This window comes from Bacillus mycoides, from assembly GCF_018742245.1.
GTDB lineage: Bacteria > Bacillota > Bacilli > Bacillales > Bacillaceae_G > Bacillus_A > Bacillus_A cereus_U.
Genome location: NZ_CP036132.1, coordinates 965,947 through 982,766, shown reverse-complemented (window position 1 = coordinate 982,766; position 16,820 = coordinate 965,947). Strand labels below are relative to the sequence as shown.

Below are 16,820 nucleotides of genomic sequence, written 5' to 3'. Positions count from 1 at the left end.
CTATCGATGAATCCAAACTGCACCTGCAGACTTGTCTTCAGCTTGACCTACTACTTCAAACTTCAATCCTAGTTTCGGTAACTTACGTCCTGCATCTGGAATAGCGCTGTTGATGTACTGCTTAGAATCATCAAATTTTGCAACTCCTGGTAATCCTTTATAGTCAAAGATACCGCGAGTCGGCGAATTCACTTTCCATGCTGGCGCTTGATCAAATGAGAATGCCGCATCGGCAATTTGATAACGCGTACTGCTCTTCACAGTCGGTTGTCCGTTTAATGTCCCTACAATTGCCTCTGGATGAGAATCTACTACTCCTAAGAATCCTTCACCTGGATGAACGCCTACCCAGTTATCTGTAAAGCTTTGATCCGCATACCATACAACCATTCCTGTATTAAACACCGGGCCACGCGCATGTTGTAACGCCGTGTCAGAACCAGCGTAATTTCTCCACTCTACATAGTAGTTATTTTTTTTCTGTTCCAATCCGTTAGATACAGTAAATCCTTTTAACGTCATTGCTGGCTGGCCTTCTGCATCATCAGAGAAAACAACTTTGCCATCTACAGTTAATGCTGCATTATCTAACGCAAATCCTTTATAAGCTACTGCAATATCTGTTAAATACTCAAATTGCAGTTTTACTTTTTTCCCTTTGAATTGGCTTAAATCGTAAGTTTTATCAACCCACTTACCATCAGTTGTATCCGCGCCGCCTTTTACATCTTTTTCGCCCATTCTATCAATACGTGTCTTCGTTCCATCTTCTGCAATCGCATATACATCAAGGAAATCATACTTCGCTTCAAGTTCATAGAATGCCTTATAATCGAACTTAGCATTCGTTGCATTTGTTAAATCAAATACTGGTGTCTCAAGTGTTGTATGAATGTCATTTCCTTTTGTACTGTAATAAAACTTCTTACCAAATGCCGATTCGATATTTTTGATATCTTTGTCTGGCAAGTTAACACGAACGATTCCTGGTCGTTTTGATTTTGTAACACTTTGATCTAAATATGTTGCAACACCGACTCCTGTGCGAAGTTTATCATAATCTACCTCAACGATATTCGCCCAGTTGCCCTTCATATTCTTTTGGAAAAACTCTTTATTTTGTGGTGAAAAACTTGTTGGCTCTGTTCCTGCAATTTTTCCAGCCCAGCTGCCGCCGCTCATAATAGACCATGACTCAACAGGTTCACCTTGTCCTGAGTACTTCGTATCGTACTCATCTGGTAATCCTAAATCATGACCATACTCATGCGCAAACACACCAACTGCTCCGTCCTCAGGCTCGATTGTATAATCGTATGCAGCCATCTTTCCGCCCCAATTTGAAACAGAAGATTTTGTGCCATCAATCGCATATGGTTTTGATCCAAGTTTTGAACGATGAGACCAAATTGCATCATCTTTCAATTTACCGCCGCCAGCTTCTTGACCCACGCCCGCATGTACAACCATTAAATGATCAATAATGCCATCTGGCTCGTTTTTATTTCCATCACCATTTTGATCGTATTGATCAAATTGGTCATAATCAGCTAAGTTAATTCCTTTTGCTACCGCTGCTTTTAATGCTTCTTTCACAAGATCACGTGGCCCTAAAGGACCTTTGTTATCATGTCCAGTGCCCGCATCCGCACCATAATCTGAAGCTTTTCCTGGAACAGTAAGCCATTCCGTTACAGTTCCATCAACTGTGTAACTCCCGCCAGATTGTTCTTCATAATATTGTTTAAATGTGTTAATCTTCGATCCATCAAATAACGTAAATGGTTCATTACCAAATAACATTTTTTGATAATGTTCACGATTAAAGTCCTTAGAATACATGTATCCTGGCTCTTGATCAATATTGTTATGCTTAAAATCGCTAAATTCTACAAGTAAAACAAGTACTTTATCTTTTCGAACAGCACCGTTGTACTCTTCTTGCTTCGCTGGTGCAGTAGGTACTTTTCCATTTAATTTACTAGAATTCAATCCAGCACCTTGTCCAGCTGCTGGCCCTACTGTAGGCTGCTGAGCCTGTTCATTTTCCTTCATTTTTGCATCTTTTACTTTTTTCATAAAATCAGAAGCCTCTTGCGTAAGACTATCTTCTTTAATAATTTCTTTCCCAGGGTTTTCCCCTTTCTTGTTCTCAACATATTTCTCAACAGCCTTTGACGTCTCAGCTTGTGATGCAGATTGATCAATTACTCCCCTTTGTTTTAGCGCTTCTGCCAAACGCTCATCCGGTATTAAATGCTCATCTATTGGTAGAGATGGTGGTGTCTCAGCATAAGCTGCATGACTTCCAAAAGCAAAACTACTACTTAGTACTGCCGCTGTTGCTAAAACTGATAAAGGTTTTAACTTCTTATTCTTTTTCAATGTATTTCCTCCCCAGTGTCTGCGAATTATCATTTTTTTGTCGATAACAACATAATATTCGTTATAATAAGAATATTCAATATTTTTCAACGGATGAGATGTTGAGAAATATTTTTTTGTGCAGGGTGAAATACGTACGATAGCAAAATACAAGGGTTCTGCTGGTTTATGCTTTTTTCAAGTTTTTTACATAACCATAAAGTGGGATCACTCTTTCTTTTATCTTGATGGCGATAGAGTAAAATGCTTATTTACAATACTAAGAAAATAAAACATACAAACAGCCCAAGTTCCTCATTGGAACTTGGGCTGTTTGTTATTTGAATGAATACTTTCCATATGGATTCTTATAAGATTCTGAATCAGTTTATGTAGATTCACTTTACAAAAAGGCTGTTATTTATTTTAAGTGCAATAGTCATACTTGCTCGATTCACTTATTTTTTGACAATAAATAAATGATCACCACCTAAGGAATCCTAGTTGAATTTCTATTTATATTCTAATTACCTTTTAAATTATCAGAAAATTATTGAAAAAGTTTTTTCTTTCAATCTATCACTCTATCACACTTAATTTGGTTCTGGTGCAAACACTCCAAAACGCTTGTAAGTAACCTCCTAAACTTGGACATACTGATACTAGTACTCTAAAAAAGGATGTGATTGGTATGGAAAAGAAAAATCTATTCAAGTGGAAACATTATCAACCGGATATTATTTTATTAACCGTGAGATGGTACCTACGGTATAACCTCAGTTTTCGTGATTTAGTCGAAATGATGGAAGAACGCGGGCTATCCCTTGCTCATACAACTATCATGCGATGGGTTCATCAATATGGTCCCGAATTAGATAAGCGAGTACGACGTCATCTTAAGTCAACCAATGATTCTTGGCGAGTCGATGAGACGTATGTGAAAGTCAAAGGTCAATGGATGTACCTATATCGTGCTGTTGATTCGAAAGGAAATACAATTGATTTTCATTTAAGCAAAACAAGAGATCATAGGGCTGCAAAGCGTTTTTTCAAGAAAGCTTTGCAGTCTTTTCATGTTTCAAAGCCCCGTGTGATTACAGTGGACAAAAATCCGGCCTATCCTATAGCGATTGAAGAGTTGAAGACAGAGAAAAAGATGCCTGTAGGCATCCAAATAAGGCAGGTAAAATACCTTAATAACATTGTAGAGCAAGATCATCGTTTTATTAAAAAAAGAGTTCGTTCAATGCTAGGATTGAAATCTTTTCGTACAGCTAAATCTATTCTTTCAGGAATAGAAGCGATGCATATCATTAAAAAAGGCCAACTTATTTTACGGGACAAGTCTGTCCAAAATGAAGTGAAGTTTATTCATCAACTATTCGGAATGGCTGCATAAGAATAGATTCCATTAGGCATCTATATACCTCTTTCAAATAAATACAATCTTTGCACCAGAACCCCAAAAACTAAAAGTTTTGAAATCTTTTTATAAAAAATAAAAAAGGTGAAGGACCAATATGTTCCTTCACCTTTTCCTATAAATGCATTACTAATTTAAATTCAAGCCATATGCCCTTGAGCCACGTTTATGTTTGTAAATCTTTGCGCCAGAGTCGTTTCCGTACCCCTATTGATTCACTTCTTTTGCTACAAGAGCAGCATATGCTTCTGCACCTGTTTTCGTTAAATGTACGCCATCTGGTTCAAAGTACGCCTTATTTCCAGCACTTGCTGAATACCAATCAACTAACACCACATTTTTGTAAGATGATGCTGCTTCTTTTAACTTCTCATTCACCAGCGATTCCCACGGACGTGGTACCCTCGTATTGATTAATATAATTTTACGTTCATTCCCGATTACTTCAATTAATGATGCTAATTGCTCCTTGGTAAAGGCTCCATTTGTACCTAATCCAATAATGACATGACTTCCTAAGTTCCCCTCATTCTTTAGCTGTTCCACAGCAGAGATTGCCTGTGACATTTGCCTTCCTATTTTCGCATCAATCCTAATATTAGGAAAAGCACTTTTTAAATACGGAGCAATATCAATCATGATTGAGTCTCCTACAGCTGTAACTGTTAGAGGATCTTTAGGCTGTGCGGGATTCTCTTCTTTTTGTTCTTCTTTATTTTGAGGTGGTTCATCGGCTGGTTTTTCCCAAACTGCAACTGGATGTTTAGCCTGTTCTTCTTGCACTGCTTCCACCTTTTCTTTTTGAGGATTCTCCTTTTCTTTACTAGCTGTTGTTAATCCAAAAGTAGCTATCGAAGAAATGCATACTGCACATATTAAAGCTAACTTACCACTTAAAGTTAAGTTTCTTATTTTCAAGTTCTTAATCCGAATATTCTTCAATGCGCCTTTTCGTATTGGATTTTCAATAAACTTCCACGAAATTTGTGCAACAATTATAATAAGAAGAAATTGAAGAATTGCTCTTGTAGACGAAAACTCCCCAGCATTTACCTTCGGAGTCGTCAATGTAATAATCGGATAATGCCAAAGATATATCCCATATGATCGTACCCCCATCCAACGCAGTGGTCTAAATCTCAAAAATTGTGCGATTCTGCTAGCCGGATGAGCGAGGTTAGCGACTAACAAGGCAGTAGCCAGTGATAAAAGAACCATTCCCCCACGGTATAGAAACGGCTCATATTGATTCGTCTTCCAAAACATAATGAGAATGATGATAAGAGCAAGTCCCCCAATGACATCAAGAATTAGACGTGCTTGCGGAATAATTTTATTCGCAAGCCTACTGCTTGGCCAAATTAAGGCAAGTGCCGCTCCAATTAGTAAAGAAAAAGCCCGTGTATCAGTACCGTAATAAATTCTACTCGGGTCAGAGCCTGGCTCATATAGGATTGCCATTGCTAAAGCGGAAGCAATCGCTCCTAGACAAATAAATAAGATCATGCGTGATTGTTTTTTTATGTAATAAAACCCCAAACTAATAACGAATGGCCAGACCACATAAAATTGTTCCTCAACAGCTAACGACCAAAAGTGATTTAGCGGGGAAAGCTGACTAAAGCTATCAAAATAAGATAATTTATGATAAATATACCACCAATTACTAAAATATAATAAAGCAGCTAGTGAGTCTCCTCGCATTTTTACAAGTAAAGAACTATGAAAAATTGTAATCCATGCTAAGGTGACGATGAGCATGATAAGCATTCCAGGAAGTAATCTCCTTGCCCTACTGAGCCAGAATTTCTTCAGGTCAATTCTCTTATTATTCTTCCATTCTATAGCCAGAATATCTGTAATTAAATAACCGGAAAGTACAAAGAATACAGTGACACCTAAAAATCCACCGGGCATCCAATTAAAATTGATATGATACAAAATGACACCTAGTATGGCTAGGCCCCTTAGACTGTCCAATCCAACCATATAGCGACTATTTTTCTTTAATGGTTCGGGCATTCACAGTCACCCCCTATATTCATCTGAAAATTACGCAAATACTTTTACTATAAAAACCTATTAATTTCATTCTCTCTAAAAAGTATGAACTATTTCCAAAATATAAAGATTACAAAACTCTTTAACAAAGAAACTTACTTTTTATGATTAGATACACAGCAACTAGAATTTTATCACGGTATCTAGTTTCATAAAATAGTTTTTGCACCAGAACCGCCAAGATACCTATCCAACCAAAAGCATTTTCAACAAACCAAGGTAAAAATGGCAGAGCTGAAGAAAATATAAATAGATTCAAAACTAGAAGAAATAATTGTATGAAAGATAATCTTATATGTAGTTGTTTCATTTTGTTACACCTCCGATATCATACAAATTTAATTATGTCTTATTTTTTAATGGTGGTCATTTTTGTACAGCAAAGAATTCTCAAGGCTTCATAGCATGATTTCAATTGAGTAAAAATATCTATGTTTTATTCAGTCTCAAAGAATCGAATTGGCAAGCAATAATAGGGAGTATACCTAAAAAAACTAAAACGGATCATAACATGGAAAATAAACTCAGTCCATGTCATGACCCATTTTTATACGTATAGGCTAACTTTTCAAACTATCATTATGTTATTACATTTTATGTCCCCACTGGTCAAAGTGATAATCTTTACCATCAATTTTAAACCAACCGTCTGAATAAAGGGAACCATCTTCTCTAGCACAATACCAAAGGTATCCGTATGCAAGAGGGAAAGGTCTATATCCACCACCAACTTGGAACCATCCTGTTTTAGCTGCCCCATTTTCATCGAAGTAATAATATTTATTATCGATCGTTTGCCAGCCCGTTTGTGCTACGCCGTTATTGTCAAAATGGTATAGCTTACCATCGATTTTTTCAAATCCTGCGCGATTAACTGATCCATCTTCATGAAAATAATATTTTTTTCCGTCAATGTTTTCATAAGCATTGAACGTGTAATTGCGACCATTTGTGAAATAGTATCTTTTACCGTCTATCATTTTCCAACCGGTATAGAAAATTCCATCTTCTAAACTATAATATTCCAGTAGTTGTTCACTTTTGTTGAGCCCTGTTTTATAAAGCGAACCGTCATGCTTAAATGATAATATTTTGTTGTCCAACTCAACATTAACAACGCTGTCTATAACTTTTCCATTTAGATCAGAAACTCTCTCAAGCACACCTTTGTCGGAAAAGTGAAGGATAACCCCTCGATTTTCTATACGTACTTCCTTTTTATTTACATTGTAATTTTGGAAGTAATAAATTTTACCATCTACTTCTTTTAGACCTTCTTTAACGAATGCTCCAGAAGCATCGGCATAGGAATCTCCCTCCCAGGTTGATCGTTGTAAAACACCATCATCATTAAAGTAGTAGTATTTATTCTCAATCTGTGAATCACTTCCATTTCCAGCAACCATGTAGCCATAAGGCGCTGAGAAATAATAAGTCTTCCCCTTAATTTCTTGCCAGCCTGTCAAAATGACTCCTTCAGCATCTGTAAAGGAATACCCATCACCTCGGTTTATCCAACTGTTCTTTATCACGTTTCCAGAGGAATCTTTTGCAATCCATTTAGTAGAATCTTTTTCATCAGCTACAGCCTGTACTTCATCATACTTCTGTCTCTCATTTTCTTTACCCGGATACCACTCTATTAACCAATTGTTAATTTCATTGTTACTTTTATCATCGAAACGAATTTCAGATTTGAAACTCCAATCCGTAGCGAATCCAGAAATATACTGATTACCAGCTAAACTTACTCCATTCTTGTTATTCAAACGGAACTGAAATTTACCATCGTTAGAATTTCCTATCTGAACAAGTTCAAACACTTCATCATCGCCAAGCAAATCGGAATATTGAAGTCCGTTTCCTTCTTTTCCTGAAAGATATTTTGAACCTGTTTTTACGATTACTTTATTCGTTCCTTTTTTATAAGGGATAATTTGATAAGGTTTACCATCATTTAGTGTAATGAATGGCAGTGCCATAGATGTCTCTAGGACGTTAGTACGCTCCGCCAATATATCAGATAATCGATCATAAAAATCTGCACGAGCTTTAGGATCATTATTAACATAGTTGTTAAGGACATCTTTATCTACTGGCTTTGAAGTCAATGTTATCAATCGTTTTTGCTCATCTGATAATTTATTTGCTATCTGATCAAATAGGTAATCTGAATTTCTAGCAATCACCGTCCAATCGCCAAAGGAGTCGCCGGAATATTTTTTGTAAAGTGGACCAAGAAATCTTGGGTTTTTACCAGATGCTTTTTCTACAAATGCATGTTGGCCTTGATTTATCACAACTCCGGTCTTTCCTTCGTCTAATTGTGCTTGTGTAATATAAAGAAGATCGTGTTCTGAGACATTTGCTGCATTAGGGTTTAAATCTATAATTGCACCTGCTTCAGTAATTTTAAGCTGTTGCCCAGATCTTAGTTGATGAATTTCAATTCTTCCATTTGGATAGCGTACTTTAACTGGTTTAAGAAAATTCCCATCACCTTGTGTATGATACATGGAAATATTAAATTCCCCAGATTTAAAACTAGGAGCCTGGTAAGTTTCGTTTTCTGCATATACATCAATGTGAGTGCCTGGGTCTGGATTCCCTGGGTTTATTCCAAGTGCTTCATAAGTGTTTGCTACAGCACCTAATACAGTAATAGTTATATCCACTACCGCACCTACCCCTGCGCTAGCCTTATTTTCTGCTACAGGAGCCATAGAAAAAAGAATACCTAGTGCTGCTGTTGCAGGGATTACCTTCTTTCCAATTCCTACAGGGAGGATCTTTTTTACCCTTTTTGTTGCTTTTCCATTCATAATGTCATTCCTCGCTTTTTATTTGTTTTTTATCTACATACTTCATCCGAATTTCATTTTCGGAAGTTCAGTTTAATTTAAATACCTTTCAAATCCCTTTCATAAATGTTACAAAAGTCTTTCATAACCTTATTTCTTTTCTGAGGTAACAGGAAGAGTAAACCAAAATTCACTTCCTTGTTTACCATCTGAACGATCTTGCACACCAATTTCACCTTTGTGCATTTCAATTAACGATTGTGCAATGGCTAATCCAAGTCCGGACCCTCCAGATTGTGAACTTCTTGATGGATCTGTTCTAAAAAAGCGTTCAAATATGCGCAGTTGATCACTATAAGCAATGCCTTTTCCTTCATCACGTAAAATGAATTGAACATGCTGCTTCTGCTTATTTTCCTCTATAATTAACTCGATTGCTCCACATACTGGAGAATATCGAATCGCATTATGTAACAAATTACTGATAACCCGTGCTATCTTACAAGGCATAATCCAGAGTTTAGGCAATGTATCAGAAACGCGTAATTGTAAATGGATCTGTTTTTCTTTTAATAAAATAGAATGCGAATCTAGCACTTCTAATAGAATACGATCCATATGTGTAAAACTTGGATAAAAATCTTCTTGTCCAAGTTCCAACTTAGAAAGATCAAATAAATCATTGATAAGTCCACTTAATCTTTGTATTTCTTTATGGATTGTCGTTAAGCACTGCGCCTTCATTTCGGGATTCTCAATTACATCATCTTGTAATGATTCTATCATCAACTGTATGCTAGCTATAGGTGTTCGTAAATCATGTGAAATATTCGCAATAAGCTCTGTACGCGCTTTCTCTCCTTCTTCTAACTGAATAAACCCTTCCTCTAAATTTTTAGCCATTTGTTGAAAAGCAGTCGCTAATTCTTTAAACTCTTGTGGTCCATACCCAATCCTATACATCGTTCCAAATTGTCTATCACTATATTGTTTTGTTAATGCAATTAAATTTTGAATCGATTCCGTAATAGGGCGTGTTAATATCCAGTAAATCATCGTTGAAAACGCCATTGCTACGATTACAATTCCTATAAATAATTGCGTTTGTTCTGGTCTAAGTAACATTTTCATTTCGCTATACCAAATAGCAATTAGCATAATACTGGTGCTTAATATATTCATCAATAATAATTGATTTCGTAATTTCATATTGTAGTTCCCCCTTGTTGTAACATAAAACGAATATCAGTAAACCCATCTTATCTTAAACATCTTTCAATTTTCTTTCAAAACTGTAACAAAATTCTTTCAAGAGTATCACTAAAGATCAAAAGGCTGGATTGAAATTGCGAAGCTCACCTTAAACCAAAATTAAATTAATATTTTCATAGCATACCCACAGAAACCTTTTTAAAATTCATTGATTTAAACACAGAAGAAATAGGGTTCTGGTGCAAAAACTATAAGATTTATGTAACTAATCTCTGAAACTTGGACATACTGATACTAGTACTCTAAAAAAGGACCTGATCAGTATGGAAAAGCAAAACCTATTCAAGTGGAAACATTATCAGCCTGAACTAATCTTATTAACAGTAAGGTGGTACCTACGGTACAATTTGAGTTTCCGTAACTTGGTGGAAATGATGGAGGAAAGAGGATTATCCATTTCTCACACAACGATTATGCGCTGGGTTCATCAATATGGACCTCAATTAGAAGAGAAAGTACGACATCATCTAAAATCAACCAATGATTCATGGAGAGTCGATGAAACCTATATTAAAGTAAAAGGGCAATGGATGTATTTATATCGTGCCGTTGATTCAAAAGGGAATACCATTGATTTTCATCTAAGTAAATCAAGAGATAAACAAGCCGCCAAGTGCTTTTTCAAGAAAGCCCTGGCTTTTTCGTACGTTTCTAAACCTCGCGTGATAACAGTAGATAAGAACCCTGCCTATCCTGTAGCAATTCAAGCGTTGAAAGAAGAAAATCATATGCCTGAAGGCATTAAGCTAAGACAAGTTAGATATCTCAATAATATAGTGGAACAAAATCATCGTTTTATTAAGAAACGTGTGCGTTCTATGTTAGGGTTCAAGTCTTTTGGCACAGCTACATCCATTCTTGCAGGAGTAGAAGCTATGCATATGATTAAAAAAGAACAGATTGATTTACGGGATCAGTCTGTTCAAAATCAGAAAGAATTCATCCATCAATTGTTTGGGCTAACAGCATAAAATACAATTCTGCTCGAAATATATGCGCTATATTCTCTTTTATTTTATCTTTGCACCAGAACCTGGAATAATCTCTTTATCCCACTCAAACCACTTCAGAAGGTGGCCAACCATAATTTTGAAGCCCAAAACAATAAACACCACCTTTTGAAGTGCTTCCTGTCGATTAGTCAGTTTTCAAAAATACAATTAAACAACCTGAATTCCATATTTATAGGAACTCACGTTGCTTCTTTTAACACTATTATCTTAGTATTTATAAACATACATATCTTTCTGGGGAAAGCATCTAGCAAAATTATATATCAATCAATAATATAAAAAGATCCCTTCTACCTTAAGGTAGAAGGGATCTTCTCATTTCTATTTCAAACTACCCGCAATCTCCGTAAAGATAACCCCAAGCGCATGCGCACCTGCATCAGGATATCCTAAACTTCTTTCACCAACTGTACCGGCGCGGCCCATGCGAGCTACGATTTCTTTCGTATACTCTGCTCCTTTAACCGCTGCTTCTGCTCCTTTTTCAAAGGCAGTTTTCACGTCTGTACCATTTGAAGCGCTATCGATCCAAGAATCTACACATGGAGCAAGTGCATCAACAAGCGTTTTATCACCAACTACTGCTCCTCTACCGAATGACCTTTCACCGATAGATTGTATACCTTGCAGTGCTGCTTGCAACATTTCAGCGAACTCTCCTACTGCTAGCTCACGTTTTTCGCCTGCTGCTTTACTAGCTGCACGGAATGCACCGCCCCAAATTGGACCTGAAGCGCCGCCGCAATGTTCCATAATAATCATAGAACAACTATCAAGGAACGATCCAATCGTTACATTCTCTTGTCCTAAAATAGAATGCCACTCACGTTTTAATTGCTTAAATCCTTTTGCCACACTCATTCCGAAGTCGCCGTCACCCGCATGTGTATCTAACTCACAGAATGGTACTTCATTTTTAATAATAATGTCACTCATTTTATCAACGAGATAGATCATGTTGTTTAATGTAATTACATTATCTTTCATAACAGCGTGCTCTTCCGCTGTTTCTAGTTCAAATGAAACTTCCTTCTCTTCTACATCTTCAAGCACATTAACATACTCTACACTTTCAACTGGTCCATCTACTTTAAACGCTGGTGTATTACACTCTTTCGATAGTAATGTTTTTAGCTCGTCATCTAATTTCATTACTGTCAAAGACATACCTGCCATATCAATACTCGTCATATAGTTACCGACGAATACTCTATTAATTTTAATGTTTCTAGCAGCTAATTCTCTCGTAACTGCGTTGTTAAATAGGTAAAGTTCTTGCAGTGGTGTTCCGCCAAAACCATTTACAAGAAGCGCGATTTCCTCGCCATCTTTTACTCCTAAATCTTTTACTAAATCATTTGTCATACGGTTAGCTAATTCATCTGCTGACAGCGTTTTTTCACGTTTAATTCCTGGTTCGCCGTGAATACCTACGCCGTATTCCATTTCATCTTCCGCAAGTGTAAAAGTAGGTGATCCGCTTGCCGGAACTGTACAAGAAGTTAACGCTAAACCGATTGTGCGCACGTTAACCGCTGCTTTTTCTGTGATAGCTTTCACCGTTCCTAAATCCATACCTGCTTCCGCTGCTGCGCCGGCAATTTTATGAACTAAAATAACTCCCGCAACGCCGCGGCGTCCTACTGTGTACAGACTATCTTCTACCGCAATATCATCGTCCACTTTTACGTAGTCTACTTCAATTCCATCTTCAGTCGCTAAATGCGCACCGTTTTTGAAATTCATAATATCGCCGCTATAATTTTTAATAATTAATAACGTACCTTTTTTACTTGCCGTCTCTTTAATCGCTTGATATACCTGAATTTGTGAAGGAGAAGCAAACACATCTCCGCACACTGCCGCATCTAACATTCCTTTTCCAACTAATCCTGCATGTGCTGGCTCATGACCACTACCACCGCCGCTAATTAACGTTACTTTATTTTCGTTCATTTCTTTCTTCTTAATCACTTTATATTTTTTCAAAAGCTCAAGTTCTGGATGAGCCATAACCATTCCGTTGCACATTTCCATTACTAATGTTTCTGGTTTATTTATAATCTTTTTCATTGTGATTCTCCCTCAATTCCTTTAATATATTGTGATATATTTGAAATCTTCTTCTTACTACTCATGTTAAAATGAAAGCGTTTTATAGTAAACGGACAAAATGGACAATCTGTCTAAAGACACCGCTCTCATTTATGGATAGGATTTTTATATTAGGCTATTTTCGTATAGATTGTTGCTCTCTTGAAAATACTGATTATGGTTGAATATAATGCATTTTCAGGAGGCGTTCAATAATGTGGAGATACGTATTATTTGGATAGTTACCTCTACTGGTATCGTTGGCTTGAGTTACATAAAAACTTAGCATTTGAAAATCGAGTAGAGCAAATGCTTATTTCAGCTTGTCAAAAATCTAACTATTTCACAGTTGAAGCATTAAGAAAAGATAAAAAGCATCATTAATCAGATGCTTTTTAGGTAGATTCAGTGGTTTATTGTTATGTAACTAACGGAGCAGTTTAGTTGAATAAGAACAAAAGATTAATGCGTATTTGACTTAAAACGCGATACAAAAATGAACTGTACACGGATGACAATTCATTTAATAGGTAGGTATTATTTCACATTCTTTAGAGGGGAAATTACCTTGTTATAAAAAAATCTTTCCCATTTAGCTAACAAACCGTTCCCATTTTCACCACGCTGAATTTCAATTTCGTGGTTTTTATGAAATTCTGCTATTCGTTTATTATGCTCTTTGTGCAAATGATGGAGAGCTACTTGTTTCATTATTATCCCTCCTTTCGATTAACCATAATTATATATCCTGGATTGATTATAGCAAAGTATTCTACACGTTTTGTAGATTAAATCTGCCTTTTAGTTTTAACAGCAACAATCTTTGAGAAAACAGCCTTATATTACTAACATTCTAGGGATGATTAAGATGACCTCTTCTATAATTTCTAAAAAGATAATCGCGAATTCATTGAAACATTTAATGGAAACAGAGTCGTTTCATAAAATATCAGTGAGCGATATTATGTTACACTGTCAAATGCGTAGGCAAACTTTTTATTATCATTTTAAAGATAAATTTGAACTATTAAGCTGGATTTATAGAGAAGAAACGAAAGAAAACATTATCGACTTTCTCGACTATGAAACATGGGAAAATATTTTCGATTTATTATTTGATTACTTTTATGAAAATCAAAAGTTTTACCGAAATGCATTTAAAGTCATTGAGCAAAACTCGTTTAATCACTATTTATTTGAGCATACGAAAAACTTATATATGAAGATTATTGATGAACTATCTATGAGCTGTAGATTAACTCTTTCTATTGAAACAAAAAATACGATTGCCTCCTTTTATAGTCACGGCTTCGTTGGAACGATAAAAGATTGGATTGAAAGTAAATGTGAAGTAGATCCATCCATTATGTCTTCTCTCATGAAAAATATGATAAACAATCAATTACTACTTTTACTTGAGCAATCAGCAAAGTAATTAAAGGGTGGCAAAAGCAATGAAAAAGATTATGAATGATGTAGAAAATATTGTTCAAGATATGCTGCACGGCTTTTATTTTGAACATAACGACAAAGTAAACTATGACGAAACACATAACATCATTTATGTAAAAGATATCGAAAAAATGAAGCAAAACGTTGTCCTTATAAGCGGCGGTGGTAGCGGACACGAACCTGCTGATATAGGTTATGTAGGAAAAGAAATGCTTACAGCGGCAGTAAACGGCAGTATCTTCACTCCGCCTACAGTCGAACAAATTGCAGCGGCAACTCGCCTCATACCAAAAGATAAAAGTATTTTATTCATCATTAAAAACTTTAAAAATGACGTAGAAAACTTTTTAGCTGCAGAACAAATCGCCAAAGAAGAAGGAAGACAAATTGACCACATCATCGTAAATGACGACGTTTCAATTGAAGATGATGCTTCTTTTAATAAAAGAAGACGCGGCGTAGCGGGCACCATTTTCGTTCAAAAAATATTAGGCGCGGCCGCTCTTGAAGGACATTCTTTAGAAGAACTAACAGCACTTGGCCGTTCTGTCATCCAAAACTTACACACATTAGGAGTTGCCCTTTCCCCTGCAAATGATCCAGTACAAGGAAAAGCTTCATTCACATTAAATGATGATGAAGTGTTTTACGGCGTTGGTATCCACGGGGAAAAAGGTTACCGTAAAGAAGCACTATCTTCTTCTGAAATATTAGCGATCGAACTTATGAATAAACTAAAAAGCATTTATCGCTGGAGAAAAGGCGACAACTTCGCCATCCTCATTAATGGACTAGGTGCGACACCATTAATGGAACAATACATTTTCGCAAACGACATTCGCCGTTTATGTGAGCTGGAAGGCTTACAAGTTAAATTCGTAAAGGTTGGTACCCTTCTCACTTCTTTAGATATGAAGGGTGTTTCGCTCAGTTTGCTTAAGGTAGAAGATTTGGATTGGGTGAAGTGGTTGAAGGCGGATGTTGAAGTGAGTAGTTGGTAACAAATTTGCAATTTATCCACCAGTTCCCACAATCCAATACATGAAATGTCGTTATCCAGTCGGAGGAAGGCACCTTAGGATGTCTTTTCTTTATTTTCAAAAGGACCTGCTCCATTATTGCGTAAAAAACATAAAGTAATTTGAATCCGTTAAAATACATGAGTGTACCCTTGTTTTCCCCTCTTATTAAAGGAGGAACTATTATGGGATTTGGTGGTAGTTGCGGCGGAAGCTGCGGTTTTTCTGGAGGATTTGCTTTATTAGTTGTATTGTTTATTTTATTGATCATTGTTGGAGCTTCTTGCTTCTGCTAAAAAACTATCGGAAAAGACACTCTTATATGGGTGTCTTTTCTTTGTAATAAAAAAACTCTCCATAAAGGAAAGTTTTTAGGTTTATACATTCAAGTCATCCAAATTAGTTATTTACACAACACTTTATCACTTTCGGTCTTTAGTGTGGTGTGACATACACATAATCCTTCCGCTACACAAAGTTGCTCAACTAACTTTAATTCCTTAGATCCAAGACTTATATAATTAAAACACACATCATCATTAAATTCATTTTCTTAAATCAATGGTTAGCTCATCTGTAATCTGCTCAAGATGGAAAAATCTTTTTATATAATGGATATCTGACCACTTTTCTTCCCCACCAATAACAAATAATTCTTGCGCATCATACATAAATGAAAAGCTTGGATAGAAACTGTCAGCCTTTAATCCAATCTCCCCAGTATTATTGCTAATAATCTTACAGTCCGCTGAATAACTTAATACCGTATAGAGGGAATCTTGTGCTGATTGGAAGAAATACTTCATAAGTGTAGTTATATCATCACTATTAGTAATTAACACGTTAAAAAAGTTCGTATCCCTTTTCTTATTAGTAAAAACCAGCTCAAACGGGAATTTATTCTCTTCTAAAAACCCTTCAATAAAGTCCCTACACAAATAAGTTTCAAATAACATATACATAGGAACTTTGTTAATTACGCCTATAAATCCTTTAATGATTTCTTCAAATCCTTTATGCTGATTCCAATTCGTTCCCACACCCATCATAATAGGATAATTTAAATAGATAGGATAAGGTGATAACCCTTCATCATTTAACATATACACTCGTTTTCCATCTGTATGAAGAGCAGATTGAGACTCTTTTAGTAAGTATTGAGATAATTGAACACGTAACACATTTACACCTACCTATCTTAATAGCTTTTAGAAGCACGCCCCATATTGAACTTTATACCCTTTTGCACAACACATAATGATGCCCTGTATCTTTACGGAAATGCCATACATTAAATGCACCATTATAACCTTTTCCAGTT

The 16,820-nt window shown here is 36.1% G+C and carries 13 protein-coding genes and 1 pseudogene; 6 read left to right on the top strand and 8 right to left on the bottom strand.

Features of this window, described 5'->3' with window-relative positions; translation table 11 throughout:
* Window positions 1-2,385, bottom strand: coding sequence for an immune inhibitor A domain-containing protein (locus EXW56_RS05010; RefSeq protein ID WP_215597259.1), 2,385 nt, complete (start codon window positions 2,383-2,385; stop codon window positions 1-3).
* Between the two features lie 670 nt (window positions 2,386-3,055).
* Here EXW56_RS05010 and EXW56_RS05005 point away from each other — a divergent pair.
* Window positions 3,056-3,763, top strand: a complete 708-nt coding sequence (locus tag EXW56_RS05005; RefSeq protein ID WP_002201522.1) for an IS6 family transposase — start codon at window positions 3,056-3,058, stop codon at window positions 3,761-3,763.
* A 231-nt stretch (window positions 3,764-3,994) separates the two neighbouring features.
* Here the strand turns inward: EXW56_RS05005 and EXW56_RS05000 are convergent, their stop codons facing one another.
* The 4 genes from EXW56_RS05000 to EXW56_RS04985 form a co-directional block, all read right to left on the bottom strand.
* Entirely contained in the window at window positions 3,995-5,809 is a 1,815-nt protein-coding gene (locus EXW56_RS05000; protein WP_033715676.1) for an acyltransferase family protein, read from the bottom strand.
* 121 nt (window positions 5,810-5,930) lie between these two features.
* Window positions 5,931-6,158 carry a hypothetical protein gene (locus EXW56_RS04995; RefSeq protein ID WP_002201524.1) on the bottom strand — a complete coding sequence of 76 codons (228 nt, stop codon included), beginning with the start codon at window positions 6,156-6,158 and terminating at the stop codon, window positions 5,931-5,933.
* Window positions 6,159-6,435: 277 nt separating this feature from the next.
* Window positions 6,436-8,670, bottom strand: a complete 2,235-nt coding sequence (locus EXW56_RS04990; RefSeq protein WP_215597258.1) for an N-acetylmuramoyl-L-alanine amidase family protein — start codon at window positions 8,668-8,670, stop codon at window positions 6,436-6,438.
* Between the two features lie 129 nt (window positions 8,671-8,799).
* A complete protein-coding gene (locus EXW56_RS04985) occupies window positions 8,800-9,858 on the bottom strand; it encodes a sensor histidine kinase (protein ID WP_002201526.1) in 1,059 nt (352 codons plus the stop codon).
* A gap of 326 nt (window positions 9,859-10,184) precedes the next feature.
* Here EXW56_RS04985 and EXW56_RS04980 point away from each other — a divergent pair, with 326 nt between their 5' ends.
* Window positions 10,185-10,892 (top strand): IS6-like element ISBwe3 family transposase, encoded by a 708-nt coding sequence (locus EXW56_RS04980; protein ID WP_002166227.1) that lies wholly within the window; start codon window positions 10,185-10,187, stop codon window positions 10,890-10,892.
* A gap of 363 nt (window positions 10,893-11,255) precedes the next feature.
* On the opposite strand, the gene dhaK is transcribed toward EXW56_RS04980, so the two are convergent.
* Complete coding sequence (dhaK, locus tag EXW56_RS04975; RefSeq protein WP_215597257.1) at window positions 11,256-13,007, bottom strand: dihydroxyacetone kinase subunit DhaK; 1,752 nt, start codon at window positions 13,005-13,007, stop codon at window positions 11,256-11,258.
* A 246-nt stretch (window positions 13,008-13,253) separates the two neighbouring features.
* On the opposite strand from dhaK, the pseudogene EXW56_RS04970 reads away from it, so the two are divergent.
* Window positions 13,254-13,412, top strand: a pseudogene (locus tag EXW56_RS04970) (IS1595 family transposase); the annotation flags it as partial.
* Between the two features lie 153 nt (window positions 13,413-13,565).
* On the opposite strand, the gene EXW56_RS04965 reads toward EXW56_RS04970, so the two are convergent.
* Entirely contained in the window at window positions 13,566-13,739 is a 174-nt protein-coding gene (locus tag EXW56_RS04965; protein ID WP_016103924.1) for a hypothetical protein, read from the bottom strand.
* 157 nt (window positions 13,740-13,896) lie between these two features.
* Between EXW56_RS04965 and dhaS the strand changes: the two genes are divergently transcribed.
* The 3 genes from dhaS to EXW56_RS04950 all read left to right on the top strand — a co-directional run bounded on the left by dhaS (window position 13,897) and on the right by EXW56_RS04950 (window position 15,795).
* A complete protein-coding gene (gene dhaS / locus EXW56_RS04960; RefSeq protein WP_002202924.1) occupies window positions 13,897-14,463 on the top strand; it encodes a dihydroxyacetone kinase transcriptional activator DhaS in 567 nt (188 codons plus the stop codon).
* Window positions 14,464-14,482: 19 nt separating this feature from the next.
* Window positions 14,483-15,481, top strand: a complete 999-nt coding sequence (gene dhaQ, locus EXW56_RS04955; protein ID WP_199661041.1) for a DhaKLM operon coactivator DhaQ — start codon at window positions 14,483-14,485, stop codon at window positions 15,479-15,481.
* Between the two features lie 203 nt (window positions 15,482-15,684).
* A complete protein-coding gene (locus tag EXW56_RS04950; RefSeq protein ID WP_000505686.1) occupies window positions 15,685-15,795 on the top strand; it encodes a YjcZ family sporulation protein in 111 nt (36 codons plus the stop codon).
* 249 nt (window positions 15,796-16,044) lie between these two features.
* Here EXW56_RS04950 and EXW56_RS04945 read toward each other — a convergent pair whose 3' ends face one another.
* A complete protein-coding gene (locus EXW56_RS04945) occupies window positions 16,045-16,680 on the bottom strand; it encodes a hypothetical protein (RefSeq protein WP_215597256.1) in 636 nt (211 codons plus the stop codon).
* Window positions 16,681-16,820 lie beyond the last annotated feature (140 nt).

Coding starts and splice junctions, on each gene's coding strand:
- dhaS (WP_002202924.1), top strand. CDS start 13,897: ATGACCTCTTCTATAATTTCTAAAAAGATAATCGCGAATTCATTGAAA.
- EXW56_RS04980 (WP_002166227.1), top strand. CDS start 10,185: ATGGAAAAGCAAAACCTATTCAAGTGGAAACATTATCAGCCTGAACTA.
- EXW56_RS04950 (WP_000505686.1), top strand. CDS start 15,685: ATGGGATTTGGTGGTAGTTGCGGCGGAAGCTGCGGTTTTTCTGGAGGA.
- EXW56_RS05000 (WP_033715676.1), bottom strand. CDS start 5,809: ATGCCCGAACCATTAAAGAAAAATAGTCGCTATATGGTTGGATTGGAC.
- EXW56_RS04995 (WP_002201524.1), bottom strand. CDS start 6,158: ATGAAACAACTACATATAAGATTATCTTTCATACAATTATTTCTTCTA.
- EXW56_RS04990 (WP_215597258.1), bottom strand. CDS start 8,670: ATGAATGGAAAAGCAACAAAAAGGGTAAAAAAGATCCTCCCTGTAGGA.
- EXW56_RS04965 (WP_016103924.1), bottom strand. CDS start 13,739: ATGAAACAAGTAGCTCTCCATCATTTGCACAAAGAGCATAATAAACGA.
- EXW56_RS04985 (WP_002201526.1), bottom strand. CDS start 9,858: ATGAAATTACGAAATCAATTATTATTGATGAATATATTAAGCACCAGT.
- dhaK (WP_215597257.1), bottom strand. CDS start 13,007: ATGAAAAAGATTATAAATAAACCAGAAACATTAGTAATGGAAATGTGC.
- dhaQ (WP_199661041.1), top strand. CDS start 14,483: ATGAAAAAGATTATGAATGATGTAGAAAATATTGTTCAAGATATGCTG.
- EXW56_RS05005 (WP_002201522.1), top strand. CDS start 3,056: ATGGAAAAGAAAAATCTATTCAAGTGGAAACATTATCAACCGGATATT.